At 52.1% G+C, this 24,239-nt stretch carries 24 protein-coding genes, 1 tRNA gene and 2 rRNA genes (1 of these 27 cut by a window edge); 19 read left to right on the forward strand and 8 right to left on the reverse strand.

Annotated features, from left to right (window positions below):
* From DB847_RS01340 to DB847_RS24145, 5 genes are all read left to right on the forward strand, one after another.
* Window positions 1-2,199: ribosomal RNA gene (locus DB847_RS01340) — 23S ribosomal RNA — on the forward strand; it begins 694 nt to the left of the window's first position.
* 71 nt (window positions 2,200-2,270) lie between these two features.
* Window positions 2,271-2,385: ribosomal RNA gene (rrf, locus tag DB847_RS01345) — 5S ribosomal RNA — on the forward strand.
* Window positions 2,386-2,394: 9 nt separating this feature from the next.
* Window positions 2,395-2,471 (forward strand) — tRNA-Asp (locus DB847_RS01350).
* A 473-nt stretch (window positions 2,472-2,944) separates the two neighbouring features.
* Complete coding sequence (locus DB847_RS01355; RefSeq protein ID WP_108649099.1) at window positions 2,945-3,250, forward strand: hypothetical protein; 306 nt, start codon at window positions 2,945-2,947, stop codon at window positions 3,248-3,250.
* A 284-nt stretch (window positions 3,251-3,534) separates the two neighbouring features.
* On the forward strand, window positions 3,535-3,675 hold the full coding sequence (locus tag DB847_RS24145) for a hypothetical protein (protein ID WP_159084319.1): 141 nt from the start codon (window positions 3,535-3,537) through the stop codon (window positions 3,673-3,675).
* 65 nt (window positions 3,676-3,740) lie between these two features.
* Here DB847_RS24145 and DB847_RS01360 read toward each other — a convergent pair whose 3' ends face one another.
* Window positions 3,741-5,306, reverse strand: coding sequence for a SulP family inorganic anion transporter (locus DB847_RS01360; RefSeq protein WP_108649100.1), 1,566 nt, complete (start codon window positions 5,304-5,306; stop codon window positions 3,741-3,743).
* A gap of 275 nt (window positions 5,307-5,581) precedes the next feature.
* Here DB847_RS01360 and DB847_RS01365 point away from each other — a divergent pair, with 275 nt between their 5' ends.
* Genes DB847_RS01365 through DB847_RS01375 form a run of 3 tightly spaced genes read left to right on the forward strand, consistent with a single transcriptional unit; the run spans window position 5,582 to window position 8,759 of the window.
* Window positions 5,582-7,009 carry a sensor histidine kinase gene (locus DB847_RS01365; RefSeq protein ID WP_108649101.1) on the forward strand — a complete coding sequence of 476 codons (1,428 nt, stop codon included), beginning with the start codon at window positions 5,582-5,584 and terminating at the stop codon, window positions 7,007-7,009.
* Window positions 6,997-7,458: a hypothetical protein gene (locus DB847_RS01370; protein WP_159084320.1), complete on the forward strand. Its 462-nt coding sequence runs from the start codon at window positions 6,997-6,999 to the stop codon at window positions 7,456-7,458. Before DB847_RS01365 ends, DB847_RS01370 begins: the two co-directional genes overlap by 13 nt.
* On the forward strand, window positions 7,455-8,759 hold the full coding sequence (locus DB847_RS01375) for a sigma 54-interacting transcriptional regulator (RefSeq protein ID WP_108649103.1): 1,305 nt from the start codon (window positions 7,455-7,457) through the stop codon (window positions 8,757-8,759). Before DB847_RS01370 ends, DB847_RS01375 begins: the two co-directional genes overlap by 4 nt.
* Here DB847_RS01375 and DB847_RS01380 read toward each other — a convergent pair.
* Window positions 8,756-9,226 carry a DUF1097 domain-containing protein gene (locus DB847_RS01380; RefSeq protein ID WP_108649104.1) on the reverse strand — a complete coding sequence of 157 codons (471 nt, stop codon included), beginning with the start codon at window positions 9,224-9,226 and terminating at the stop codon, window positions 8,756-8,758. The genes DB847_RS01375 and DB847_RS01380 overlap by 4 nt on opposite strands.
* A 78-nt stretch (window positions 9,227-9,304) precedes the next feature.
* On the opposite strand from DB847_RS01380, the gene DB847_RS25880 reads away from it, so the two are divergent.
* From DB847_RS25880 to DB847_RS24155, 6 genes are all read left to right on the forward strand, one after another.
* On the forward strand, window positions 9,305-9,430 hold the full coding sequence (locus tag DB847_RS25880) for a hypothetical protein (RefSeq protein ID WP_267897733.1): 126 nt from the start codon (window positions 9,305-9,307) through the stop codon (window positions 9,428-9,430).
* 142 nt (window positions 9,431-9,572) lie between these two features.
* On the forward strand, window positions 9,573-9,905 hold the full coding sequence (locus tag DB847_RS01385; protein WP_199911682.1) for a hypothetical protein: 333 nt from the start codon (window positions 9,573-9,575) through the stop codon (window positions 9,903-9,905).
* A 33-nt stretch (window positions 9,906-9,938) separates the two neighbouring features.
* The gene (locus DB847_RS01390; RefSeq protein ID WP_108649105.1) at window positions 9,939-11,894 is read left to right on the forward strand and encodes an ATP-binding protein; all 1,956 of its coding nucleotides are present in this window, start codon (window positions 9,939-9,941) and stop codon (window positions 11,892-11,894) included.
* A 6-nt stretch (window positions 11,895-11,900) separates the two neighbouring features.
* Entirely contained in the window at window positions 11,901-12,395 is a 495-nt protein-coding gene (locus DB847_RS01395) for a response regulator (protein WP_108649106.1), read from the forward strand.
* Between the two features lie 56 nt (window positions 12,396-12,451).
* Window positions 12,452-13,480 (forward strand): hypothetical protein, encoded by a 1,029-nt coding sequence (locus DB847_RS24150; protein ID WP_159084321.1) that lies wholly within the window; start codon window positions 12,452-12,454, stop codon window positions 13,478-13,480.
* Between the two features lie 303 nt (window positions 13,481-13,783).
* A complete protein-coding gene (locus tag DB847_RS24155) occupies window positions 13,784-13,930 on the forward strand; it encodes a hypothetical protein (RefSeq protein ID WP_159084322.1) in 147 nt (48 codons plus the stop codon).
* Window positions 13,931-13,991: 61 nt separating this feature from the next.
* On the opposite strand, the gene DB847_RS01410 is transcribed toward DB847_RS24155, so the two are convergent.
* Window positions 13,992-14,405, reverse strand: coding sequence for a GNAT family N-acetyltransferase (locus DB847_RS01410; RefSeq protein ID WP_108649109.1), 414 nt, complete (start codon window positions 14,403-14,405; stop codon window positions 13,992-13,994).
* Between the two features lie 142 nt (window positions 14,406-14,547).
* Between DB847_RS01410 and DB847_RS01415 the strand changes: the two genes are divergently transcribed.
* The gene (locus DB847_RS01415) at window positions 14,548-15,036 is read left to right on the forward strand and encodes a pyridoxamine 5'-phosphate oxidase family protein (RefSeq protein ID WP_108649110.1); all 489 of its coding nucleotides are present in this window, start codon (window positions 14,548-14,550) and stop codon (window positions 15,034-15,036) included.
* 9 nt (window positions 15,037-15,045) lie between these two features.
* On the opposite strand, the gene DB847_RS01420 is transcribed toward DB847_RS01415, so the two are convergent.
* Both DB847_RS01420 and DB847_RS01425 read right to left on the reverse strand, forming a co-directional pair.
* Entirely contained in the window at window positions 15,046-15,660 is a 615-nt protein-coding gene (locus DB847_RS01420) for a cyclase family protein (RefSeq protein WP_108649111.1), read from the reverse strand.
* Between the two features lies 1 nt (window position 15,661).
* On the reverse strand, window positions 15,662-16,435 hold the full coding sequence (locus DB847_RS01425) for a substrate-binding periplasmic protein (RefSeq protein WP_108649112.1): 774 nt from the start codon (window positions 16,433-16,435) through the stop codon (window positions 15,662-15,664).
* 400 nt (window positions 16,436-16,835) lie between these two features.
* Between DB847_RS01425 and DB847_RS01430 the strand changes: the two genes are divergently transcribed.
* Entirely contained in the window at window positions 16,836-18,005 is a 1,170-nt protein-coding gene (locus DB847_RS01430; protein ID WP_159084323.1) for an amino acid permease, read from the forward strand.
* A 320-nt stretch (window positions 18,006-18,325) separates the two neighbouring features.
* Entirely contained in the window at window positions 18,326-19,492 is a 1,167-nt protein-coding gene (locus DB847_RS01435; RefSeq protein ID WP_108649114.1) for an amino acid permease, read from the forward strand.
* A 38-nt stretch (window positions 19,493-19,530) separates the two neighbouring features.
* On the opposite strand, the gene DB847_RS01440 is transcribed toward DB847_RS01435, so the two are convergent.
* From DB847_RS01440 to DB847_RS01450, 3 genes are all read right to left on the reverse strand, one after another.
* On the reverse strand, window positions 19,531-19,926 hold the full coding sequence (locus DB847_RS01440; RefSeq protein ID WP_108649115.1) for a hypothetical protein: 396 nt from the start codon (window positions 19,924-19,926) through the stop codon (window positions 19,531-19,533).
* 114 nt (window positions 19,927-20,040) lie between these two features.
* Window positions 20,041-21,393 (reverse strand): TrkH family potassium uptake protein, encoded by a 1,353-nt coding sequence (locus DB847_RS01445; RefSeq protein ID WP_108649116.1) that lies wholly within the window; start codon window positions 21,391-21,393, stop codon window positions 20,041-20,043.
* Window positions 21,390-22,046, reverse strand: coding sequence for a potassium channel family protein (locus DB847_RS01450; protein ID WP_108649117.1), 657 nt, complete (start codon window positions 22,044-22,046; stop codon window positions 21,390-21,392). The genes DB847_RS01445 and DB847_RS01450 overlap by 4 nt, the downstream gene beginning before the upstream one ends.
* Before the next feature lie 114 nt (window positions 22,047-22,160).
* Between DB847_RS01450 and murB the strand changes: the two genes are divergently transcribed.
* Entirely contained in the window at window positions 22,161-23,186 is a 1,026-nt protein-coding gene (gene murB, locus DB847_RS01455; RefSeq protein ID WP_108649118.1) for a UDP-N-acetylmuramate dehydrogenase, read from the forward strand.
* On the forward strand, window positions 23,183-24,148 hold the full coding sequence (birA, locus tag DB847_RS01460; RefSeq protein WP_108649119.1) for a bifunctional biotin--[acetyl-CoA-carboxylase] ligase/biotin operon repressor BirA: 966 nt from the start codon (window positions 23,183-23,185) through the stop codon (window positions 24,146-24,148). Before murB ends, birA begins: the two co-directional genes overlap by 4 nt.
* Window positions 24,149-24,239 lie beyond the last annotated feature (91 nt).

Below are 24,239 nucleotides of genomic sequence, written 5' to 3' on the forward strand. Positions count from 1 at the left end.
GAAGGTTGAGTAACATCAACTGGAGGACCGAACCCACTAACGTTGCAAAGTTAGGGGATGACCTGTGGCTGGGGGTGAAAGGCCAATCAAACCGGGAGATAGCTGGTTCTCCCCGAAAGCTATTTAGGTAGCGCCTCGGACGAATACTATTGGGGGTAGAGCACTGTTTCGGCTAGGGGGTCATCCCGACTTACCAACCCGATGCAAACTCCGAATACCAATAAGTACTATCCGGGAGACACACAGCGGGTGCTAACGTTCGTTGTGGAGAGGGAAACAACCCAGACCGCCAGCTAAGGTCCCAAAGTTATCACTAAGTGGGAAACGATGTGGGAAGGCCCAGACAGCCAGGATGTTGGCTTAGAAGCAGCCATCATTTAAAGAAAGCGTAATAGCTCACTGGTCGAGTCGGCCTGCGCGGAAGATGTAACGGGGCTAAGTGATACACCGAAGCTGCGGCAGCATACTAGTTATGCTGGGTAGGGGAGCGTTCTGTAAGCCTGTGAAGGTGGATTGAGAAGTCTGCTGGAGGTATCAGAAGTGCGAATGCTGACATGAGTAACGATAATGGGGGTGAAAAACCTCCACGCCGAAAGACCAAGGGTTCCTGTCCAACGTTAATCGGGGCAGGGTGAGTCGACCCCTAAGGCGAGGCCGAAAGGCGTAGTCGATGGGAAACAGGTTAATATTCCTGTACTCGCTGTAATTGCGATGGAGGGACGGAGAAGGTTAGGTGGGCCAGGCGTTGGTTGTCCTGGTGAAAGTGCGTAGGCTGAGTGTTTAGGTAAATCCGGACGCTCATTAGGCTGAGACACGAGACGAACATCCTACGGGATGGAAGCCATTGATACCCTGCTTCCGGGAAAAGCTTCTAAGCTTCAGATTACAGAGAATCGTACCCCAAACCGACACAGGTGGTCGGGTAGAGAATACCAAGGCGCTTGAGAGAACTCGGGTGAAGGAACTAGGCAAAATAGTACCGTAACTTCGGGAGAAGGTACGCCGCTGACGGTGAAGTCCCTTGCGGATGGAGCTGTCGGTGGTCGCAGTGACCAGGTGGCTGGGACTGTTTATCAAAAACACAGCACTGTGCAAACTCGAAAGAGGACGTATACGGTGTGACACCTGCCCGGTGCCGGAAGGTTAATTGATGTCGTTATCCCTCGGGAGAAGCGGTTGATCGAAGCCCCGGTAAACGGCGGCCGTAACTATAACGGTCCTAAGGTAGCGAAATTCCTTGTCGGGTAAGTTCCGACCTGCACGAATGGTGTAACCATGGCCACGCTGTCTCCACCCGAGACTCAGTGAAATTGAAATCGCTGTGAAGATGCAGTGTACCCGCGGCTAGACGGAAAGACCCCGTGAACCTTTACTACAGCTTGGCACTGAACATTGAGCCTGCATGTGCAGGATAGGTGGGAGGCTTCGAAGCGGTAACGCCAGTTATCGTGGAGCCATCCTTGAAATACCACCCTTGCATGTTTGATGTTCTAACCTCGGTCCATTATCTGGATTAGGGACAGTGTCTGGTGGGTAGTTTGACTGGGGCGGTCTCCTCCCAAAGAGTAACGGAGGAGCACGAAGGTGGGCTAAGTACGGTCGGACATCGTACGGTTAGTGCAATGGCATAAGCCCGCTTAACTGCGAGACAGACACGTCGAGCAGGTACGAAAGTAGGTCATAGTGATCCGGTGGTTCTGAATGGAAGGGCCATCGCTCAACGGATAAAAGGTACTCCGGGGATAACAGGCTGATACCGCCCAAGAGTTCATATCGACGGCGGTGTTTGGCACCTCGATGTCGGCTCATCACATCCTGGGGCTGGAGCAGGTCCCAAGGGTATGGCTGTTCGCCATTTAAAGTGGTACGCGAGCTGGGTTCAGAACGTCGTGAGACAGTTCGGTCCCTATCTGCCGTGGGCGTTGGATGATTGAGAGGAGTTGCTCCTAGTACGAGAGGACCGGAGTGAACACACCTCTGGTGTTCGGGTTGTCACGCCAGTGGCACTGCCCGGTAGCTACGTGTGGAACTGATAACCGCTGAAAGCATCTAAGCGGGAAGCAGGCCTCAAGATGAGTCATCCCTAAGACTTTAAGTCTTCTGAAGGGCCGTCCGAGACTAGGACGTTGATAGGCAGGGTGTGTAAGCGTTGTGAGGCGTTGAGCTAACCTGTACTAATGACCCGAGAGGCTTAACCATACAACACCCAAGTGAGAGACGCTTGTGTGTCTTGAGAACGAATTAATCACTTTCTGGATTTAAGTTTTTTGTCTGGCGACCATAGCGCGGTGGCCCCACCTGATCCCATTCCGAACTCAGAAGTGAAACGCCGTAGCGCCGATGGTAGTGTGGGGGTTCCCATGTGAGAGTAGGTCATCGCCAGACTTTGATTTTGGAGCGGTAGTTCAGTTGGTTAGAATACCGGCCTGTCACGCCGGGGGTCGCGGGTTCGAGTCCCGTCCGCTCCGCCATTATCGAGTAAGAAAGCCTTCCCTAACGGGAAGGCTTTTTTGCGTTTGGGGTTTAGGTATTTTACCAGCAGACCACCGGCACGCAGCGAGTCCGTCCCTGGATGCTCTATTGTGGCGTCCATGCCACAAAAGGCCGGCTTATCTGCATGGCAAAACATCTTGTTAAGGCTCTTCATAGGCAAGCCGGCCTGTCATGCCGGGAGGCGCGGGAGTTTCGTCCGCTCCGCCATTATCGAGTAAGAAAGCCTTCCCTAACGGGAAGGCTTTTTGCGTTTGGAGTTTAGATATTTTGCCAGCAGACCACCGGCACGCAGCGAGTTCGAAGCTTCTCTATGAGACTTTTCTCCTGCTCTGCGATGATAATCCATCACCATCCCTCCTTCTTGCGGTTTAATCCCTGTCTTGGCCTTGTTCTTTTATTGCCCGGGATTATCATCGGATAGGTTTGCGAACTGAGTTCTCAGGAGGGGAACATGACTCGTCTAAAAAGACATCTGATTAAATTGGTTCTATTGCTAGTGATTGTGTTCTGTATAGGCATGGCTGTCTATTACTACCCACCCCTGAGAAGTGCTGTAGGCAATGAATATGGCAATCACTACCTCAGCCAGCTCGACAGGAGTAAGCAGAGCGTGACGCAGCAGTGTGAGCTACTGATGAATGGTCGTGCCGGCTATCAGTTCGCGGATAATCATGGGGGAGTGATTATTGCAAATATGCTGATCAACAAAACACCTGGATGTCCTGCAAAAGTACGCGCAGCATTGAGCGAAAGTTAGCAGGCTGGCGCTGAGTTCGCCCTGCCTTCAACGTCGTTAAATCGCGGATCTCATGCTAGCCATGCTTAAACAGGGAGTCTAGTCGAGAGATGTACTGATGCATTGGCTTAAATTGATTCTCGAGTGTTGACCTTTGGTGCTATGACTGGTTGCCGACGCCAAGCTAGGCAATAAAGGTGGCGGCAAGGCAATAGTGCTTCTCAATCCGGTGGTAAAGGGGGCAAAGTGCAATCCGCGGAGCGCCAAGGAGTCAAAAAGCTGATCGTGTCAGCCCTTCTGAGCAGATGCCACGAGGACTCGAGAAGAAGCTTGATCGTGGGGAGTTCCTGCCTGAGGGCTGGCAGAAGAAGGTAAAGAAGGGGCAGATTCTTGAGGAGAACCTTGAGCGGCCACTGCCTCCGGTAACGGATGCAACGACAGAGTAGCCTTGAGCCCTGAATATAAAAAGCCCGGCATTTTGCCGGGCTTTTTGGGATGGAGCTAGTAAAGCTTAATCCACACTATCATCGGCTACCAGGTACTTTGGATCTTCGATGACATTCACTTCAACCAGGTCACCGGCCTTGGTCAGCAGCTTTTTACACTCTGGGCTCAGGTGTATCAGGTGCAGCTTGATATCGTACTTCATATAGCGTTCAGCCAGGGTATCGATCGCCTCAAGTCCTGAGTGATCACAAACCCGGGCATGCATAAAATCGATGATCACATCTTTGCGATCGTTTTTGGGGTTGAACTGCTCCAGGAAGTTGCTGCTGGAGCCAAAGAACAGAGCACCGCGGACGCTATAGACGGTCGACTCATTCTGATCCGGCTCACGGGTGATCTGGACATGCTTGGCATGCTCCCAGGCAAAGATAAGGGCCGAGACTATGACCCCAATCACCACCGCCATCGCGAGATCGGTAAAGACAGTGATGAGAGATACCAGAATGATGATCAGCGCATCACTCTTAGGGATCTTATTGATGATCCGGAAGGTACACCACTCGAAGGTGCCCAGTACCACCATAAACATGATACCAACCAGCACGGCCACCGGGATCTGCTCAATCAGGGGAGAGAGCACCAGAATAAATGCCAGCAGACATACGGCGGCAGTGATCCCGGACAGGCGGGAGCGGCCGCCAGACTCGATATTGATCATACTCTGACCGATCATCGCACAACCACCCATGCTACTGAAGAAGCCGGCAACTGTGTTGGCAAGGCCCTGACCGATACACTCTTTATTACTGCGACCACGGGTTTCGGTGATCTCATCAATAAGGCGCAGGGTCAGCAGGGATTCAATGAGGCCAACGGCTGCCAGGATCAGAGCGAACGGGAAGATCACCGCCAGGGTGTGCCAGTTCAGGGGAACCATGGGGATGTGGAAGCTGGGTAAGCCTCCCTTGATGTGGGCAACATCACCCACGGTGCGGGTATCAATATTTAAAAAATAAACCCCAATGGACAGGATAAGGATTGCGGCCAGGGTCGAAGGAATGATCTTAGTGAAACGTGGCAGGAAGTGGACTATTAGCATGGTGATCACAACAAGTCCCAACATCCAGTACAGAGGTGTGCCATGAATCCAGGCCAGATCGATGGAGCTGCCCTGCAGCAAGGTTCCATGCAGCCAGCCCTGGACATCATTCAGTGAAAACTGCTTGAGCTGGGCGAGGAAGATGACGATAGCCAGACCATTGACAAAGCCGAGCATCACAGGGTGGGGGACGATGCGGATAAACTTACCGAGACGAAATATCCCGGCCAGGATCTGTAGAATACCGGTCAGGACTATGGTTGCAAACAGGTACTCCACTCCATAACGGGCGACCAGGGCAACCATTACCACCGCCATCGAGCCTGTCGCTCCCGAGATCATGCCTGGGCGTCCACCCGCGATTGAGGTGATCAGGCAGACGATAAAAGCAGCATAGAGGCCCACCAGGGGCTGAACTCCGGCAACAAATGCAAAGGCGACGGCTTCTGGTACCAATGCCAATGCGACTGTCAGGCCGGACAGGATGTCATTTTTAACACTAAAGTTTTTATTTATATGTAGTTCGAACATATTGAGAGCAGGGTCCTTGATGGTTGCCCATGGGGCTCTGGATAAGGCCACAAAAGGCCGCGAATTTTACCGGATCTGTGACATCAGTACAATATCTGACCAAATAAAAAGCAAGAAACTGACAGTTTGTTAGAAGGCGTAACTTTGCGTCGCGAGGTCTCGCTTGAGGCTGGAGTGACCGGGGAGAATCGGATAGGATTCTTCCGCTCTCAAAGTGGACTGTGGGGCTGCTTTTGTTATTCTGTCACAACCTTGGCAATCTTGAGCATATACGGATGTCTTTTTTTGAAAGCAGGCTTCGTCCTCGTTCGCTGTTGCAGCTGATCTTGGCGGGGTTTGTGCTGGTGACTTTTCCTTTGGCATTCCTGCTATACCAGAATACTGTGTCACTCAACTACCTCAGTGGACTGCTTGAGCGTAACATGAGTGAGTCGGTTCAGCAGACGCGCTATGCAACCGAGTTGACCTTTTTATCAACGGATATGGCCTCAACGATTCGTCGTTACCGGGTATTGGGAACGGCGCCGCTCAAGCAACATTATCTTAAGCAACTTGATCACTATGAGAGCTTACTGGCCCAGGAGCAACTGGCTTCGGCAAAGACGACCGGTTTGCTTAAAGATCTGCTACCACAGCTGCAAGCGCTTGCCGGGATGCATGGGGTAGAGATCGATCGACGACTGGATATTTTCATCCCATTTTTTAGCCTCAATCGTCAGCTTTCTAAGGAGATAAAGGCCCAGGTCGATATCCAGGTTGATTTTGTGCAGCAGCAGATCCGGCGCTATCAAAATCGCAGTTGGTGGTATCTGAGCGTGCTGTTCAGCCTGAGTTTTTTATTGATCATGATCTTTACCTGGCTGATTATCCGGCCAATTCGAAAAATGGAGTCGATGATCCACAGCATAGGCTCGGGCCATGATCCTGAGCCGGTGACCATGACCAGTCCGACCGAGTTGGTTGAGCTTTGTGAGAGGTTGCATTGGCTGCACAATCGTCTCAATCAGCTCGAAGAGCAGAAGCAGCAATTTTTACGACATATTTCACATGAATTGAAGACACCTCTATCCAGCCTGCGTGAGGGGGCCGATCTGTTGATAGAACAGGTAGCAGGTCCGCTCAATGAGGGGCAGCTCGAAATTGTTGAGCTGATGGTTGAGAATGGGCAGCGTCTTCAGCAGCTAATTGAGCAGCTGCTTGGATATAACAGATTGAGCCAGCAAAAACAGATTAAGTGGGAGTGGGTTGATATTCCATCCCTGATCCAGTCGGTGGTGAATCATTACCGATTACCTTTAGCGAACTCTCAAATTCGCTTAGTTGAAGAGATTGAGCCGGTTTGTTGGTATACAGATAGTGAGCGATTGCGTTTGATCATTGATAATCTGCTTTCCAACGCAATTCATTATGGAAAGCAGCTCATCTTGATCAAGGTCAGGGTCGAGGAACAACAATTGGTGCTTGATATAGCTAACAATGGAACGGCGATCAGCACAGAGGAGCGTGCGGCTATTTTTGAGCCATTTATTCAGGGGAAGGCCAGCCGGGATGGTCCGGTGCGAGGCAGTGGCCTCGGTTTGAGTATTGCCCTGGAATCTGCATTATCACTGGAGGGACAACTCGTGGTGCTTGAAGAGCATGAAATGGACGTGTGTTTCCGGCTAACCTTGCTGAAACAGGGAGAGGCATCTTGTTCAGAATAATAACAATTGCGCTTTTGGTATTGGGTCTGTGCTCATGTACCAGCTTGTCGCGACAGGCCGCTCAGAGTAATGAGCAAAACTGGCTTGAAAAAATGGCCAAGGTGGATCAGCAGGGCGCCTATTGGCAGAGCTATATCCAGATAGCGGTTAATGCATCTTCAGATCAGCGCAAGCAACTGTTTAGCACCCTGGATGGACAAAAAGATCCCACCAGCCAGCTTAAGCGCGCTATCTTGCTGAGTGTACCGGGGCAGCCCTATCACTATCGCAAGCAAGCGATGCAGCTGTTTAAGCTGGAGTTACCCAAGATGAGTAAAGAGGCGCAGCAATCTCTCAGGCCCTGGGTTGAGCTCAATACAGAGGTGACGGATCTCAGGGGCAAATTGGAGGCCCTGACCAAGATTGATCAGCAGATAGCCGATCAAAAATATAATAGCGGAGGCTTATGATGAGTCAGGCCAGCCTACTCTTAGTTGATGATGATAGCAGTTTGCTCAAGCTGTTGAGCATACGCCTCAAGAGTGAAGGGTACGAGGTTCGCACCGCTCTGTCTGGCAAAGAGGCACTGCAGCTGATTGAACAGCAGCGCCCGGATCTGGTGATGAGCGATCTTCGAATGGATGAGATGGATGGGCTGGCACTGTTTGATCAGATTCAGAAGCGTTGGCTTGGGCTGCCGGTCATCATCATGACGGCACATGGCACCATCTCAGATGCCGTGAGTGCGACTCGCTCGGGGGTCTTTAGTTTTCTGGCCAAGCCGATTGATAAGAATGAGCTGGCTCAGGCCCTGGAGGAGGCACTGGCACAGTCTGCCAGTGAGCAGTATGAGGGGCTGGATAAGGCGTTTGTGACCCGCTGTCCGGCGATGATCCGGACCATTGAGCAGGCCTCCAGAATCGCTCTGAGTGATATCAATGTGCTGATCACCGGGGATAGCGGCACAGGTAAGACCCGAATGGCGCAGACCCTTCACGCCCAGAGCCAGCGTCGTGAAGCCGTGTTCATTGAGATCGACTGCCGCCTTGAAGCTGAAAAGCTTGAGATAGAGCTGTTTGGTGATGGGCAAGGATTTGCCAGTGTTTTTGAGCGGGCGGATGGAGGGATCCTATTCCTTGATGAGGTGGCTGCCATGCCTCTGGCCCTGCAGGGAAAACTGGTGGAGAGTCTCAACGAGTATTGTGTGAACGCCATGGGAGATGTGCGAGAGGGGGAGCTTGATGTTCGGATCTTCTCTGCCAGTCAGCAGGATCTGGTGGAATCTATGGATGAGGGGACGTTCCGTGAAGATCTCTATTACCGGCTCAATGTTGCCAATATCAGCTTACCCAGCCTGCGTGAGCGATTGGAAGATATCCCTGTGCTGGCCAAAGATATTCTCAAGAGCTATGCCAGTGAAAAGACAACCCTGGTTCGTAGCTTCTCTTCGGAGGCGCTCGCCTGCCTGGCAACCGCCAGTTGGCCGGGGAATATTCGTCAGCTGCATAATGTGCTGGAGCAGGCGATCTCACTAACCACCTCCTCGGTGGTGGCGGTTGCGACGATTCGCCAGCTGCTTCCCGAGACCGAGAGTGCCTTCCCGACCCTGGTGGAAGCACGCAATACCTTTGAAAGGGATTATCTTATTCGGGTGCTCAAGCTCAGTGGCGGGAATGCCCGATTGGCGGCTGAGTTGGCAGGGCGTAATCGCACCGATTTCTACAAGCTATTGCGCCGTCATGAGGTAGAGCCGGCGCAATATAAGGGTTAATCGCCCTTCTTCGCGAAACGAGCGGGCCAGATTTTGAATAGCAGCAGCCCGCTCTGCTTCATCGCAAAGCCGAATAGGGCGCCTACCAACAGGGATGGGATTGCGATCTGCCAGGCGCCGTTACTACCAAAAGCGATGCAACAGCCGGCAAAGGTTCCCGGAATATAGGAGAGCCAGCGCTGCTTTCCCTGAAAGCACATCATGAAGGCAACGATCGCCACCATCATGAAACTGAAAACCCCCTGTCCCCAGAGATCCGCCCCTTTGATCAGTAGCATTCCCCAAAAAACTCCGGTGGTATTGGTGAGCCAGGTGGTGATAAGGGAGCGCCAACAGCCCTGGGAGGCAAAATAGCTGGTACAGCCGATAAAGCCAATCCAGGTAACGAGTCCAAACGCGACGGAGAACCAGGCCCAGATCCCGGAAAGGATCCCTGTGGTGATCGCTATGGCTATAAGAGGCGTCATAATTTTTCTTCAGTCAGACACAAGGCCGGCAATTTTGAACAAACTTCCCCCTTAGTGACAGCATCAAGAGTCCGGCTCGTGATCCTGATCACGCACTATACCCAGTTAAAAGGTAAGGTGGTTCATATGGCCTCTTTATTAGCGGCTGACGCCGGGGCATCTGACTGGTTACAATGGGGCAAGAGCAACCGTGATATTGGATGAGATAGAAAATGGGACAAGATAGCTGGGGCATCTGCCATATGGATCCCGAGGTCAACCCCGAACTGGCAGGATATCAGGGGGGAAGTGGCTCACCTTTGATGAGCGTGGTGAAGCGATTGAATATCTTTGTAATGACTATCTGTTGCTATTGGCACAGGTTGGTTCCCTGGATGAACAGCAGCTCGAGATCGCCCGGGAGCGATTTGAGTTACTGGCCGAGCAGTTTGACGATCAGTTGATGATTGAGTCGATGAACGATCTGGCCGAAGGCCTCAGATATATCGTTTGGTTTGGCCCTCTGTCACTGCTGGCCGAGCTACATGAGCCCTTTGCCAATGATATGCGACGCTTTTATTGGGAGGAGTACGCCGAAGAGCCCGATGATCCCGAGGCTCCTGTTCCCGAAGAGCAGTGGGGGGAGTTATTGGAGGCCATTGAGGAGTATATGGCTCATCAGGGATATGGTGGCATCTGAGCCTGAATGAGCAGCCACTGAAAGGGAGTTTCAATGACGAATTTTGCAATCGTGGTGGTGGCTACCGAAGCGGAGCTCTTGCAGCGAGCCCTGGATGAGCTCAAGAGCTTAGAGCTCTGCTTTGGCTTGCATCAGGCTTGCTCAATCAATGAGGCTGAAGAGTTATTAGAACGGTTGGCTGAGTTGAAGCAAGAGGTGGCGGTCATGGTGTGCGATCACCACCTTGAGGATGGTCGAGGGGTCGATTTTTTGATCCGCAATGATGCAACCTACCATAGCTCCCGCCGGATCTTGCTGGGGCGCCATCCTGAGCTGGGTTCCATCATAGAAGCGGTGAACCTGAGCCGACTTGATTACTATCTGCAGTCTCCCTGGCATGAGTCCGCCCTGCGCAAAGTCGTGATAGATCAGGCGACTCACTTCATCCTCAAGCAGGATGTTGACCCGCTCCCCTATGCCCGTATCCTCGACCAGCCTCGTTTACTCAAAGCCCATGTGGATCGTCAGATCGCCCGCTATCGCCAGGGGTTTTTAGACTATACCCACTACAGCGATGAAGAGCTTTCAACCCGGCTCATTGATGCCCTGTATAAATTTTTTGATGGTAACGATGATAGTCATGCCTGTCGCTGCTATACCAGTGGTCATATCCTGACCCGGGAGGGGGAATCGAACGATTACCTGTGGTTTATTGCCAAGGGTGAGGTGCTTTTGAAAAAGCGTGACTCCAAGGGGCAGATGCAGGAAGTGGTTCGTTATCAGGAAGGGGCCCTGGTTGGAGGCATGTCTTTCATCACGGGGGAGCCTGCATTCTCTACCGGGGTTACCCTGACCCGGGTTGAGGTGATACGCCTTGATAAGGCCCTGTTTGCCAAGGTGATGAGTGTTCGCTCGGAGCTGTTGCCGCTGTTCACCAACATGCTACTGCGTCATTTTGACCGGCGTTTGCAAAACAGTATTCGAACCAAGATCAAGTTACAGGAAACCCTGCAGTCGCTGGATGCAGCATATACCCAGCTTATTGATACCGAGAAGATGGCGGTACTGGGGCAGCTTGTCGCCGGGGTTGCCCATGAACTGAATAACCCTGTCTCGGCAATCATCCGTGGCGCGGAGAAGTTGCATCGGCAGATCCCTGAATTAACCGGCATTGAACTCCCGTCAGAGATCACTGAACTTGGCGATCGTATCTTGCGTCAGGCGATGGACTCGAATCCACTGTCAACCAGCACCATCCGGGCTCGAACCAGGTTGGTAAATGAGAGCCTGGAGAATCGGGCGGTGGCTAAAAAGGTGGTTACCATGCGCCTTGATGAAGATGCTTACTGGCCACAGCTTTGCTCCCATGAGCCGGATGAGCGGGATCAGTTGATTACCGAGCTGGAGCGCTTTCATCAGGTCGGGAGCTTTTTGCGCAACATCGATGTGTGTGCCCGGCGGATCGGTGATCTGGTCAAGAGCCTTAAACAATATGCTCGCCAGACCGATGGCCAGATGAAATGGGTTGATCTGCACGAGGGGCTGGAAGATACCCTGCTGATATTTGAGAATCGCCTCAAGCGATTGGAGGTTGAGAAGGTGTATCAACCACTTCCCGATGTGTATTGTGATCCGATAGCTCTTCAGCAGATCTGGACAAATTTTCTATCCAATGCCCTTGAGGCTCTCCTATCAAAGGGGGAGCTGGAGGGAAAGATTATTATCCGCACCCGCGAGTTGGTGGACCAACGTGGGAGCTCCTGGGTTGAGGCGAGTGTTGAAGACAATGGCTGTGGGATCCCACCCGAGCTTCAGGATGAAATCTTTGAACTCAATTTTACCACTAAGCGTGAAGGGGATTTCGGACTGGGGATCGGTCTGAGTGTTTGCGCACAGATCGTACAGCGTCATCAGGGTACGATTAGGGTTGAATCGGAGCCGGGACTCTATACCCGGATGATCGTGACTCTGCCGGTATCTCCACAGAGATGGCAAGAAAGGAGGTCATAAAAAGGGATGAAAAAGTACCTGATAGTCTGCGTGGATGATGAGAGGGAGGTTCTGGACAGCATCGAGGATGATCTGTCTGAGTTTGCCGAGCGCTTTGAGATTGAGTCAACGGAGAGCGTGGCAGAAGCGCGCGAGGTGATCGATGAAATGGCCGGGGAGGGGGTAAAGCTGGCTCTGATCCTATGCGATCACATCATGCCGGGCACCCTGGGGGTCGATTTTCTGATTGAGCTCAATGAAAGGCCTCAAACCTGTGAGTGCCGGCGTGTGCTGTTGACCGGGCAGGCAGATCAGGAGGCGACGATTGAGGCGATTAACCATGGAGGCTTGCACTATTTTGTCGGAAAGCCCTGGCTTGCAGATGAGCTGCGCAAGGTTGTCATTGAACAGCTGACCGAGTTTGTGATTCAGCATGAAAGTGAAGAGCTGATGAGTTATGCCAAGTTGCTTGATTCAGAAAAAGTATTTGCGGCGATGCAGCAAAAAAGAATGGATCTGTAGCTGACGGGGAGATCTTTCTCCCCGTCAGAGCATAAGCATACAGCTGTTTATATATCTTGGGTGTACAAGTATCTGAAAATGATTTAATTATCGCTTTCATACTATTAGTGAAATATTTGAAGCTCATGTCATTAAGCAGTCATAAACACTCTCTAGAATTTTTCGGGCGATTATTTCAGGGAGAAGATGGCTATGCTGATGCAGCAAGCACAGGGACGCGGACAAAATGTAAATCCACTGGTGATGCAAGGGGCAGCGGAGCTTCTCAAGCTACCTCATCAGAGGGTAGCCACTCAGCTAGCCGAGCCAATACTCAGGATGCCCAAGCCGCCGGCTCAGCAGGAGAGCGAGGTGAATCGGGGAAAAGTAGTTCAAGCCAGCCATCAGCTAAATCAAACCAGCCTTCAGAGTCATCCAAGAAGTCATCAGATTCTTCAGAATCATCTAAGATCCCTTCGGCGAAAGAGTTTTTTAAGCCGACCGCCAATATGAAGTGGAAGATTAATGGCTGGATGCAGCTGGAGGCGCAGGCGAAGTTTGAAACTTTTCTGGGATCCAGCCATACCAGTTACCTGGGGAGCTATTCCAAACTGGGTGTAGGGGCTAAGTGGGAGATCTATTTGGCCCTGGTGCAGAAATATAGTTGGCGATCCTATGATGTAAAGGGCACTGAATATAAGTGGGTCGGGTGGAAGAATGGGCTGTATGCTAAAAAAGATTCAACGGCAGCTTCCGTTAGAAAAGTCTTGCTTGAAGAGCATGTTGTTCGGGCTGATGAGCTGGAAGCAGTTAGCCAGAAGCTCCAAACTACCCAAGATAGCGTCCGCATCGCATTTTCTGAAATCGATACAACATCACAGAAGGTTTCAACTCTTGAAAATGAGGTTGCCCTTACCCAGACGCAGGTAATGCATAATTTGAATCAGATAGAAAATACTCAAAATCGTATGCAGTACATTGACTCTAAACTGATGGCTTCAGAAAGTACCATTGAAAGGCATACATCTGAGGTTAAAGATATCCAAAACTCAGTAGCGGCTCTGGGGATGGTGATTGAAGATACTCAGTTAATGATGATTGCTTAAAGTAAATCCACTTCTGGCAGCTCACTACGGCAGAAGGGGGGATTCAAACCAGCACATCTTGCGATGAAGTATTGCTTAGGTTCGTGTCTGATTATCTCAAGTTATGCCTCTTGCATTCACAAAAGGTGCTCCCGAGGTATAGCTTGTTATGCCTGTAGCGTGCGGGTGATTATGCAGGAAAATCTGTCATAAAACTTTCATTGAACTGTCACACTGATGTCATACGACTCTCCTAGAATGCCCTCAACAAATTAGAAACACCATTTTTGTTCTGAGTTCTTGTGCTGAATTAGGGAGAGAGTCATGCCGGGTTTGAAGGGAAAGGAGATCGCTTTTGTACTGTTTGGTTTATGGGCGTTGGGAATCACCGCCCTGGTCAATGTTGCCACGGCCGGGCCTGACTCCGGGGTAGCGCAGCCGGTCGTGCTCTCATCATTTAGCGGGAACTGACTTCGATTAGTCCATGTGATCCATATTAGGAGCGCCCTGGACTCAATAGGGCTCTCATCTGTTAAATGAGCGGGTCCTCCGGCTCGAGAAGCCAGGCGCTGTTGTGAGGCTTGAAGCCAATGTGCGGGTAGTAGTTTTGTGCCGCGGGAGCCGCAAGCAGAATGATGGCACACTTATCACCTAACCGGGTTCGTGTCTGACGGATAAGCTCTTTTCCCACTCCCTTTGCCTGGATCTGTTGGCTCACCGCCAGATCAGAGAGGTAACAGCAAAAAGAAAAATCGGTGACGGAGCGAGCAATACCGATCAGTTCCTCCCCCTCCCAGGCCGTCACCGTCAGGTTGCCATGGTCCAGCATCGACTGCAGGCAGCTTTCATCTTCAATGGGCCGGCGCTCTCCCAGGGTTGAGGTCTGCAGAACATGACGGAACTGTTCTACTGTGATGGTGTGATTGATCTTGTAAGTGATAGCCATGTCATTATCCCGTTAATTCCGAGTTATCTCTTACCGAAAACCGCTCTCGGCTGTGATATTTTGATTTGTGGGGCTAGGCAGCCCGGTGAATGATTATGATGGGATCTTGGCCATATTCAGTCAACCAATGTGAGGTATCAGGATGAGACGAGCCGACAGAGAGATGGAAGATCCCAGTGAGATCGAAGCTGTGCTCCATCAAAACAGGGTGGTGGTATTGGGGGTGGTCGATGGTGATGAACCTTACCTGGTGACGGTCAACTATGGGTATGCCGACAACAAGCTGTATCTGCATGGCGCCAAAGAGGGGCGCAAAGCGAGCAGCTTTGCTACAAATCCGAGGTTGTGCTTTACCGTGACCGATCAGCATCAATTGATCGATCACAAATCTTCAGCCTGTCATCTCTCTTATGGGTTTCGCTCCGTAGTTGGCTACGGAAGGGTTCGAGAGCTTGAGAGTGATCAAGAGAAGACACTTGCTTTTGAGGCGCTGCTTGGGCAGGTTGTTCGTCCCGAACACAAGGTCTCCAAAACCCTGTTAAGGCAGACCGCCTGCTGGGTTATTGATATTGAGAGCATGACAGGAAAACAGCAACTGTTGCCGGAGCACTCTATGGAGAGCAAAGAATAAGGTCTCTGCCTATAATCGGGCCACAACCCTCACCGGAGCGCCTCCGGCCTCAACCTTTAATGGCAGAGCCATGAGTTCAAACTCACCGGAATCAAGGAGCAGCTCCAGCCCTGTCAGGTTTTCGATGATGGGAATCCCTGCTCCCAGGAGCTGCTGGTGGATGGCAAAGGGAGAGTCATCCGGACTTGGAGTGTCCAGCCCCAGCAAGCGGACCCCTGAATCGGTCAATTTTCGGCCAAGCTCAGGGGTGATGAGAGGGTAAGCTTGGTAGTACTCAGGCTTGCCGAAGTGCTTGTCATGTCCGGTCAGGATCAGTACCGCCAGTTCGCGGCGCACAGTGACGCCATCAAGCAGGGATAGTTGTAACTGTTGTTGGCCCCGGGCATCCAGCAGGATCGCCGGGCCGATGAGTCGTGAGAGCCCCAGCTCGCTAATGTTCAGTCCTGAATCGATAAAGTGCATCGGGGCATCCATGTGGGTGCCGGTGTGCATCCCACAGCTCAGGAGGTGATTACTGAAACCATCTTCTCGCACGCTCGCTATTTCAGTGAGTGTGGCGGGAGGATCGCCCGGGAACACCGGCATCGGTGAGCCAAAGGTGTGAGTGAGGTCGATTAGGGGCATGTTACTGACTCCTTGCCGGGTCTTTGTTGTCTGTGAAGGGGAGCTCGAACCATCGATTTCGAATATCCTGAATCTTTCCCTGCTCAAGCAGCTTGTCAAAAGCCTGCTGCCACTCTTTAACGCTTGCCTCAGGGGTCTGGCGTGAAAAGGCCATATACAGGGGAAAGCGTTTGAACTCGTAGATGATTCTGAATACCTCACCTGGCTTCTGGATCTGGCCCAGCTCCTGACGACTCATGGCAATATTGGTCGTGATAAATGCATCGATGCGTCCGCGTTCAAGGAGTCTTGGAAGTTGCAGTGCTTTATTGACCGAGTGCAGGTTGGTAAACCCAAGCTCCTCAAGATAACGCTCCCGGACATCATGGCGATAGGTGCCGATCTGCCCCAGTTTTTTGGCATCGTCTAGTGAGTGGATGATAAGAGGGGAATCCTTGCGGGCAACCAGCAGCCATTTGACTTCAAAGAGTGGTCCCACCCATTGAAACAGAGCTTCTCGCTCGGGAGTTCGGGTTGTGGAAAATAACATGGTATTTGGAGTGCTGGAGATGATTCGATAGCCCCTGGCCCAGGGGACAAGATGGATCTTTCCCGGTTGATTGAGCTTACCCTGAATTGCTTTGACTATTTCGACACTCAGACCTGTGAGATCTCCCTGAGCATTAACAAAATTTCCCGGGGGAGAGTTCTCGGTATAGATAGTTAGCTTGTCCGCATGTGCGAGCGGATTGAGCGTTATGAGTAATACAATCAGTATTGTAAGTAATCGCAGCATGGCGGACTTACTTCCCCTATCTACCTGTTGCTTAATGTCTTTTCTTATGTTGGACGATTGTAGCAGCTCAAAGGAGAATATTTGTTCGTTGACGTAGCAATTTTTGTTGTGCTAGATTGCTTGGGCTGTTCGTGGCCTTATCTGCCACGTTTGAAAAATCAAGAGAGCAATAGAGTCTCAACTGGATGTTTAATTTTTATTATTACGCTCAGTATATTCAGCTTCGATGGCTGCACTGAGTGTTTAAAGTCTTCAGTATTGTCATCGAAGCACCGTTTGAACCTGAGAGGTTCAAGGGCGGAGAGCTTACGAGTGTGATAATACTTCCCTGACTTCCCTTCCTAAGAACCTCACAACTCATTATTGATAACATCAGCTGCCTTATGTGAGGAAATCATCAGTGAATTTTAAATTAGTCGGAAGTGCACTCATAGTTGCTGGCACCGCTCTTGGAGCCGGTATGCTTGGTATTCCCATGGTGTTGGCACAGCTTGGTCTGGTTCTTGGAACCGTGATGATGCTGCTGGTTTGGGGGATCACCTGTTATGCGGCGCTGCTGCTTCTGGAGGTGAACCTGAGTGTCGGGGTTGGCAGTAATATGCACGCCATGGCAGGAAAACTTCTGGGACGAGCCGGTCAGTTGGTGACCAATGGCAGCATGATGTTTCTGCTCTACTCCCTGTTGATGGCTTACATCATAGGGGCTGCCGATCTGCTTCACAGCGCTTTTGACTACTTTGGGTTACAGCTTCCTATGCTGGTTTGCCAGCTGCTATTTGCCTTGCTGGGAGCCGTGGTGGTGATCTGTGGTACCGCCTTGGTGGATAGGCTCAATCGTGCCCTGTTTGCCCTGATGATAGTCTTTTTTCTCGCCGCTCTGATTTTGATGCTGCCGAGCAGCAAGATGGACCTGTTACTGGCAGCGCCTTTGCACGCTAAAGGCTGGTTACTGTGTCTGCCGGTTCTGTTTACCTCCTTTGGTTTCTCTGTGGTGATCCCCTCGCTGGTTCGTTACAGTGGTGCAACCATTAAGCAGATGCGCTGGATTATCATTATCGGTAGTGCCATCCCACTGCTGTGCTACTTCTTGTGGCTGCTGGCTTGTCTCGGGAACCTTCCGGAAGGCAAGCTACTTTCAATGGCAGGAAATGTTCATGCCATGGTTACAGCCCTTTCAGAGCAAAGAGGGCACCTGCGGACCGTGCTGAATCTGTTTGCGGCGATGGCGCTGCTGACCTCTTTTCTCGGAGTGGCCCTGGCCCTGTTTGATCTGCTGGCAGAGGTGTGCAAAAGCTCCTCAAGCCTCAGGGGGCGCAGTATAAATGCGCTGCTGACCCTTGGATTGCCGACGGTGATCGCGATTATTGCTCCCAACCACTTCCTGGCCGCACTCTCCTATGCGGGAATCGCCCAGACGATTTTTGCTATTTTGATCCCAAGCGCTATGGTTTGGCAGCTACGTCGTGGAAAAACCGGCCTGAGCTTCGCTGATTATCGGGTGCGGGGTGGTGAGCTAGGGGTGATGGCGATCAGCGCCTTTGGTGTGGTCCTGATTGCGGCACAGTTTTAGCGGCTAAATTTAAAACACCCGTTGACCTGCTGATTTTTTCTATGCTAGATTCTCCGGGCCTGTCGCTAATGGCGGGCCCATTTTCCATCAAAATGATAGTTGAGTTGTAATCATCTAATGATCAATTTCTATTATTTTGCTCAGTTTATACAGCTTCGATGGCTGGGCTGAGCAGAATATAATTTCAGCGTCGTCATCGAAGCAAACCGACAGAACCAGTGAGGTTCACCGTCGGGAAGCTTGAGAGCGTGGCGCCAACTCATCTACCTTTCCCCTCGAACCTCACTAAACTAAAGATCAGTCATGTGAGGAAGTAGATTTTGAATCTCAAACTAATTGGAAGTGCACTCATAGTCGCCGGAACGGCATTGGGCGCAGGTATGCTTGCGATCCCCATGGTGTTGGCTCGCCTGGGGTTTGTCGGAGGCTCTTTGGTGATGCTTCTGGTGTGGGCTTTTACCAGTTATGCGGCTCTGCTACTGCTGGAGGCTAACCTGCGGGTCGGCGTTGGTAGTAATATGCATGGGATGGCAGGCAAACTGCTTGGCAAGGGGGGTCAGTGGCTGACCAATGCCAGTATGATGTTTCTGCTCTATGCACTGCTGATGGCCTATGTGATTGGTGCCGGCGATCTGCTCCATGGAACTCTCGCTTCCTTTGGTTGGCATTGGCCTATGATGTTGTGCCAGCTGCTGGTGGTACTGATTGGTGGATTGGTAGTAATGCTGGGAACTGCGGCGGTAGATAAGTTTAACCGGCTGCTGTTTGCCATCATGCTGATCTGTTTGCTGCTTGCATTGGTGATGATGCTGCCACGGATCTCCTTTACCCATCTCTATGAGATGACTCCACAGCTGGATGGCTGGATGAATACCCTGCCTGTCCTGTTCACCTCCTTTGGCTTCATGGTGGTTATTCCTTCGCTGGTGAGTTACACCAACGCCAGTGGCCGTCAATTACGCTGGGTGGTGTTGGGTGGAAGTGGGATCCCGCTGGTTTGCTACTGGCTGTGGTTTATCGCCTGTATCGGTAATCTCTCTGCGGAACATCTCTCCGGGCTGTCCGGGAATGTGAACCAGCTGGTCACGGCACTGGGGCATGGTATGAGCGAACTGCAGCCGATCCTGCATATCTTTGCCGCAGTGGCTCTGGCTACCTCTTTTCTTGGGGTATCGCTGGCCCTGTTTGATCTGCTGGCGGAGATCTGCAAGCGACCGAACCATCGTCTGGGGCGCTTTCAGAGTGCGCTGATGACCCTGCTTCCGCCATTGTTGATTGGGATCCTGGCTCCCAATCAATTCCTGGGAGCTCTTGCCTACGCCGGGCTGGCGTTGACCTTTCTGGCGATCTTTATCCCCTGTGCCATGGTGTGGTGCGCCCGCAAGAGAAACCTGGTGGGAGAGCACGCCTATCAGGTAATCGGAGGCGGAATGGGCCTCATTTTGTGTGGCCTGTTTGGGGTACTACTGATAGTTGCTCAATTCTGATGATCTGTGGTAAGCCTGGCCTCTGAGCTGGTCCAGGCTTACTCTGATTCGGATTGCCTGGTGCTTTCATGCGTTTTACCTTCAACCCGATCCCCTTCCTGCTCTTTTACGCTTGAGGAGCTTTCCCTGAGCTGGCTTTGGAATCTGAAGTAGTCAATGGTCTGAGGCGAGGATTGATACTGAAGCATCATCTGAGCCGCCTCCTTGAGGGCTTCGGGGTTTTCAACGGAGGCTGACTCAAAGCCAATGCTTTCGAGAGCTCTCCTGGCTCCCTGGCTATGAGAGCTTGAGATGGTTGCAACCGTTTCTTTTAGTGCCGGGCTATCCGGTTGAGCCTGAGGCTCCGGCGCGGAGGAGCAAGCCGCCAGGATCAGGAGACTCATGCCTGGCAAGCTTAATAATCTGTAGTCCGGCTTCAAATTGATTATGCTCATGTGTTCCTTAATTCATCGACCACTCTTAAGATGGCTCTGATGAAGGCTTAGGGATCAGGATGAGCATGACTCTACAGTAGCTTCAGCAGTGAACCTATCGGGTCAAAACCTGAGCTATCCCGTATATACATCTCCTTCGGGGTAGGTCAGCTTGGACTCGCGAGGTTTGGTCAGCATGAAGGCCAGTGTCAGCGGGCCGAGGCGACCTATGATCATCACCACGATCAGAATAAGCTTGCCCGGGGTCGAGAGATCACTGGTGACCCCCATGCTCAGTCCCACGGTACCGAAGGCGGAGACTGTCTCAAACATCACCTCAATAAAGGGATCTTTTTCGGTAATCATCAATAGGAACATTGCGACGATCAGCACCATGCTGCTCACCACGATAATTGCCAGGGACTTGAAGATCACTTGACGGGAGATGGTGCGCTGGAAGACCGAGACATTGGGCTTTTTGGTCAAAAAGGCATGGGTTGCCAGGTTAGCGATGGCAAAGGTGGTGATCTTGATCCCGCCACCGGTGGAGGTGGAACCAGCCCCGATAAACATCAGCACCATCATCACCAGCAAGGATGCATGGGTCATGGCGCCGATATTGATGGTATTAAATCCGGCGGTCCGCGCGGTTGCCGATTGGAAGAAGGAGGCGAGCAGCTGGGAGCCCGTATCCTGGCCCCCCAGAGTTGCCGGGTTGCTCCGCTCCAGCAAAAACAGTAGCAGCATGCCAATGATTAGCAGCATGGGGGTGGTCACCAGCATCAGCTTGGAGTGAAGCTGTAGTCTGGAGAAGCGACGCTTGCGCCATAGATCGATAATCACGGTAAAGCCCAGTCCACCTAGGATAAAGAGTCCGGCAATGGTCAGGCTGACCAGGGGGTCTGCTTCATAACCCATCAGATTAGAGCGAAATAGCGAGAAGCCTGCGTTGTTAAAGGCGGAGATCGCATGAAACAGGCTGTAAAACAGTCCCTTCTCCCAGCCCAGTAAGGGGACCCAGCGAAACGCCAAGATGCTCATTCCTATGAGCTCAATGACACAGGCGAAGATCACTATGCTGCGTACCAGTTTGACCACATCGATGTTGGTTTCCTGCCCGAGAGCCTCTTTGGCGAGCAGCTGCTGACGTAGGCCAATTCGGGCTCTGAGCATGGAGAGCAGCAATAGCGACAGAGTCATCTGCCCGAGTCCGCCAATCTGCATCAGCAGCATTAGTACAATGTGCCCCATCAGGGTGAAATGGGTGCCGGTATCCACCACTCCCAATCCGGTTACACTGATGGCTGAGGTGGCAGTAAACAAGGCATCGACAAAGCTGAGTCCGGTGACTGAGCCTGCCGGGATCATCAACAACAAAGAGGCCGGGATCAATATGCTCAGAAAGCTTGCCAGGATGATCTGCGGTTCGGACCAGCGTTTGGCGCGCTGGGTACGCATCGAAAAGATGGGGTGTTTAGGTATTTTCATAGAAGACTCAGCTGCTGCTGAATAACCTCCCTGGGTCCGATGAAAATAAGAATATCACTGGTGAGCAGCTCCAGGTCTGGCTCAAGCGGCGCATAGACTTTTGGGCCTCGCTTGAGCGCCAGCAAGATCAGCTCAGGCACACCAAACAGTGGATGGGCATCAAGGCGAATTCCCGATACACTCGAGGTGATCACCATCTCGGTCAGTTGCAGGTTGCTTCCCAGATCCAGAGAGTCAAACACCCTTCTGTCGACCATGCTGTGCGCAATTCGTTGTCCCATCGCCCGCTCGGGATTGATCACCTTATCCGCACCAATTTTCTGCAAAATACGCGCGTGGTTTTTATTTTTTGCCTTGACCCAAACACTGCGGATCCCCGCTTCTTTGAGGATCAGTGTCGTAAGTATGCTGGCTTTGACATTATCACCAATGGCGACAAATACAATATCAAATGCTTCAAGGCCCAGCTCTTTGACTGCAGCTTCATCTGTGGTGTCGGCGCGCAGTGAGTGGGTTGCTATGTCAGCAACATTTTTAACCTGGGCACCATCGATGTCGATCGCCATCAGCTCCACATTCTGCAAACTGAGCTCCTGGCACAAGGCGGTACCAAATCGACCCAATCCAATCACTGCAAACTGTTTATTGGCCATTATTGACTCCTCGACTCTCTCTCAGCATAACCCAGAGAGTTTACAAGCGTGAAATTTTGACCCGGGGCTGGCTGTGGTAGAATTCGCTGTCAACCTTGTAAAGAGTACCCGGTTTTGGATAGATCTTCCCACTCCCTTAAGTCATTGCATACCTTTGGTCTGGAGCAGTCTGCTTTCCAGATTATTACCATCGACTCCCTGAGTGCACTGCGAGAGGCTTGCAACAATAGCAAGGCACCTGTGGTTGTGGTTGGAGGGGGCAGTAATATTCTCCCGGTCGAGGATTTCAGTGGCACTGTATTGCTTAATCGCATTTCCGGACGTGAACTAAAGGAGCGGGATGATCATTACCTGTTGGAAGCCGGAGCGGGTGAGAACTGGTTGGAGCTGGTGCAGTGGAGCCTGGAGCAGGGAGCGCCTGGCCTTGAGAATCTTGCGCTGATCCCGGGATCTTCAGGGGCGGCGCCGGTACAGAATATCGGAGCCTATGGGATTGAGTTTGCGACTTTTTGTGAGTATGTCGAGGCGTATAACCGGCTTTCGGGGGAGTTGGAGCGTTTCGCCGTGGGTGAGTGTGAGTTTGGTTACCGAACCAGTATCTTTAAGACCCGCTTACGTAACAGCCACATCATTACCCGTATCGGCCTGAAGCTTCCTAAGACGTGGCAGGCAAATCTTGAGTATGGCCCCCTCCAGTCGCTTTCCCAGGATGCTACACCCCAGGATGTTTTCGAGAGAGTGTGCCGGCTACGTGAGCAAAAACTTCCTGATCCAAGTGAGCTTGGAAATGCCGGAAGCTTTTTTAAGAATCCACTGGTCAGCCAGCAGTTGGCGGATGAACTAAAAGCGCACTATCCCAAGATGCCCTGTTATCCGGTGGCAGGGGATATGTGTAAGCTGGCGGCGGGCTGGTTGATAGACCAGGCGGGACTCAAGGGATTTGAATTGGGACGGGCCGGGGTCCATCAGGAGCAGGCCCTGGTGTTGGTGAACCTGGGGGGCGCAACGGCCCGGGAACTGGTTTCCCTTGCTTGCTTGGTGCGGGCCCGGGTGAACGAGATGTTTGGCGTCACTCTGGAGCCAGAGGTTCAGTTGCTTGGGGCTCAGGGGTTTGTGACATTAGATGAGGTAGTTCAATGAGTGTGATCACTCCGGTTCGCCGGCAATTGATAGAGCTGTTAGCCGATGGAGAGTTTCACTCCGGCGAGCGACTGGGAAATCTGCTTGGGATCTCCCGTGCGGCAATCAACAATCATATCGGACAGTTGCGTAAAGTCGGTCTGGATATTTTCTGTGTGCGCGGCAAGGGATACTGTCTGCATTCGCCCCTTGAGCTTTACCAGACAGAGCGGATGCGAGAGCTTGCTCCGGGCGCTCCGCTGCACTGCTTTCCTGTCATAGATTCGACCAACCTGTTTTTGTTAGATAGGGTTCAGGAGCTGGAGAAGGGGGAAGCTTGTGTTGCTGAGTGCCAGGTCGCCGGCCGTGCCCGACGAGGCAGGAGCTGGGTTTCTCCCTTTGGCAGACAGCTGATCCTGAGCCTCTACTGGCGGCTTGAACAGGGGATGGGGGCCGCTATGGGGCTGAGCCTGGTGATCGGCTGCTCGGTGGTGGAAGCTCTCAAAGAGCAGGGGATCGAGGGAGTAGGTCTCAAGTGGCCAAACGATCTCTATTACCAGGGGCGTAAGCTGGCCGGAATTCTTGTGGAGCTAAAATCCACCGCGGGTGAAGCCTGCCACGTGGTCTCGGGGATAGGGCTGAACCTGCAGCTCTCGGCAAGCGGAGAGCCGCAAATCGATCAGCCCTGGTCTGAGCTGGCAGAGGCGGTGAGCTACCCTCTGGATCGAAATCTTCTGACGGCGGTGATCCTCAATAAACTTCGGGCGGATCTTGAGCTATTTGAGCGCGACGGGATGAGCGCCTTTTACGAGCGCTGGAACCGGTTTGACTGCTTCCATGATCAGCCGGTTCGCCTGTTGCTTGGTGACCGGCAGATTGAAGGCGTTGCCCGGGGGATCGATCCTCAGGGTGCATTGCTGGTGGATACCGCCAAGGGACTTGAGAAATTTATGGGAGGCGAGATCTCCCTGCGTCCCCGGTAGAGACCCGAGTCATCCTCTTTATGCCCGGACCGATTGACTGCTCCGGGCTGACCCATAGATCAACTTTTTCTGCTGTTACCCACAGGGGATA

Source organism: Dongshaea marina (assembly GCF_003072645.1).
Taxonomy (GTDB): Bacteria; Pseudomonadota; Gammaproteobacteria; order Enterobacterales; family Aeromonadaceae; genus Dongshaea; species Dongshaea marina.

Excerpts from the sequence above, each read along its gene's own strand:
- DB847_RS01360 (WP_108649100.1), bottom strand. The coding sequence starts at position 5,306 with ATGTTCGAACTACATATAAATAAAAACTTTAGTGTTAAAAATGACATC.
- birA (WP_108649119.1), top strand. The coding sequence starts at position 23,183 with ATGAGTGTGATCACTCCGGTTCGCCGGCAATTGATAGAGCTGTTAGCC.
- DB847_RS24145 (WP_159084319.1), top strand. The coding sequence starts at position 3,535 with ATGCCACGAGGACTCGAGAAGAAGCTTGATCGTGGGGAGTTCCTGCCT.
- DB847_RS01445 (WP_108649116.1), bottom strand. The coding sequence starts at position 21,393 with ATGAAAATACCTAAACACCCCATCTTTTCGATGCGTACCCAGCGCGCC.
- DB847_RS01355 (WP_108649099.1), top strand. The coding sequence starts at position 2,945 with ATGACTCGTCTAAAAAGACATCTGATTAAATTGGTTCTATTGCTAGTG.
- DB847_RS01365 (WP_108649101.1), top strand. The coding sequence starts at position 5,582 with ATGTCTTTTTTTGAAAGCAGGCTTCGTCCTCGTTCGCTGTTGCAGCTG.
- DB847_RS01425 (WP_108649112.1), bottom strand. The coding sequence starts at position 16,435 with ATGCTGCGATTACTTACAATACTGATTGTATTACTCATAACGCTCAAT.
- DB847_RS01380 (WP_108649104.1), bottom strand. The coding sequence starts at position 9,226 with ATGACGCCTCTTATAGCCATAGCGATCACCACAGGGATCCTTTCCGGG.
- DB847_RS01395 (WP_108649106.1), top strand. The coding sequence starts at position 11,901 with ATGAAAAAGTACCTGATAGTCTGCGTGGATGATGAGAGGGAGGTTCTG.
- DB847_RS01410 (WP_108649109.1), bottom strand. The coding sequence starts at position 14,405 with ATGGCTATCACTTACAAGATCAATCACACCATCACAGTAGAACAGTTC.
- DB847_RS01440 (WP_108649115.1), bottom strand. The coding sequence starts at position 19,926 with ATGAGCATAATCAATTTGAAGCCGGACTACAGATTATTAAGCTTGCCA.
- DB847_RS01415 (WP_108649110.1), top strand. The coding sequence starts at position 14,548 with ATGAGACGAGCCGACAGAGAGATGGAAGATCCCAGTGAGATCGAAGCT.
- DB847_RS01450 (WP_108649117.1), bottom strand. The coding sequence starts at position 22,046 with ATGGCCAATAAACAGTTTGCAGTGATTGGATTGGGTCGATTTGGTACC.
- DB847_RS01375 (WP_108649103.1), top strand. The coding sequence starts at position 7,455 with ATGATGAGTCAGGCCAGCCTACTCTTAGTTGATGATGATAGCAGTTTG.
- DB847_RS01420 (WP_108649111.1), bottom strand. The coding sequence starts at position 15,660 with ATGCCCCTAATCGACCTCACTCACACCTTTGGCTCACCGATGCCGGTG.
- DB847_RS24155 (WP_159084322.1), top strand. The coding sequence starts at position 13,784 with ATGCCGGGTTTGAAGGGAAAGGAGATCGCTTTTGTACTGTTTGGTTTA.
- DB847_RS01390 (WP_108649105.1), top strand. The coding sequence starts at position 9,939 with ATGACGAATTTTGCAATCGTGGTGGTGGCTACCGAAGCGGAGCTCTTG.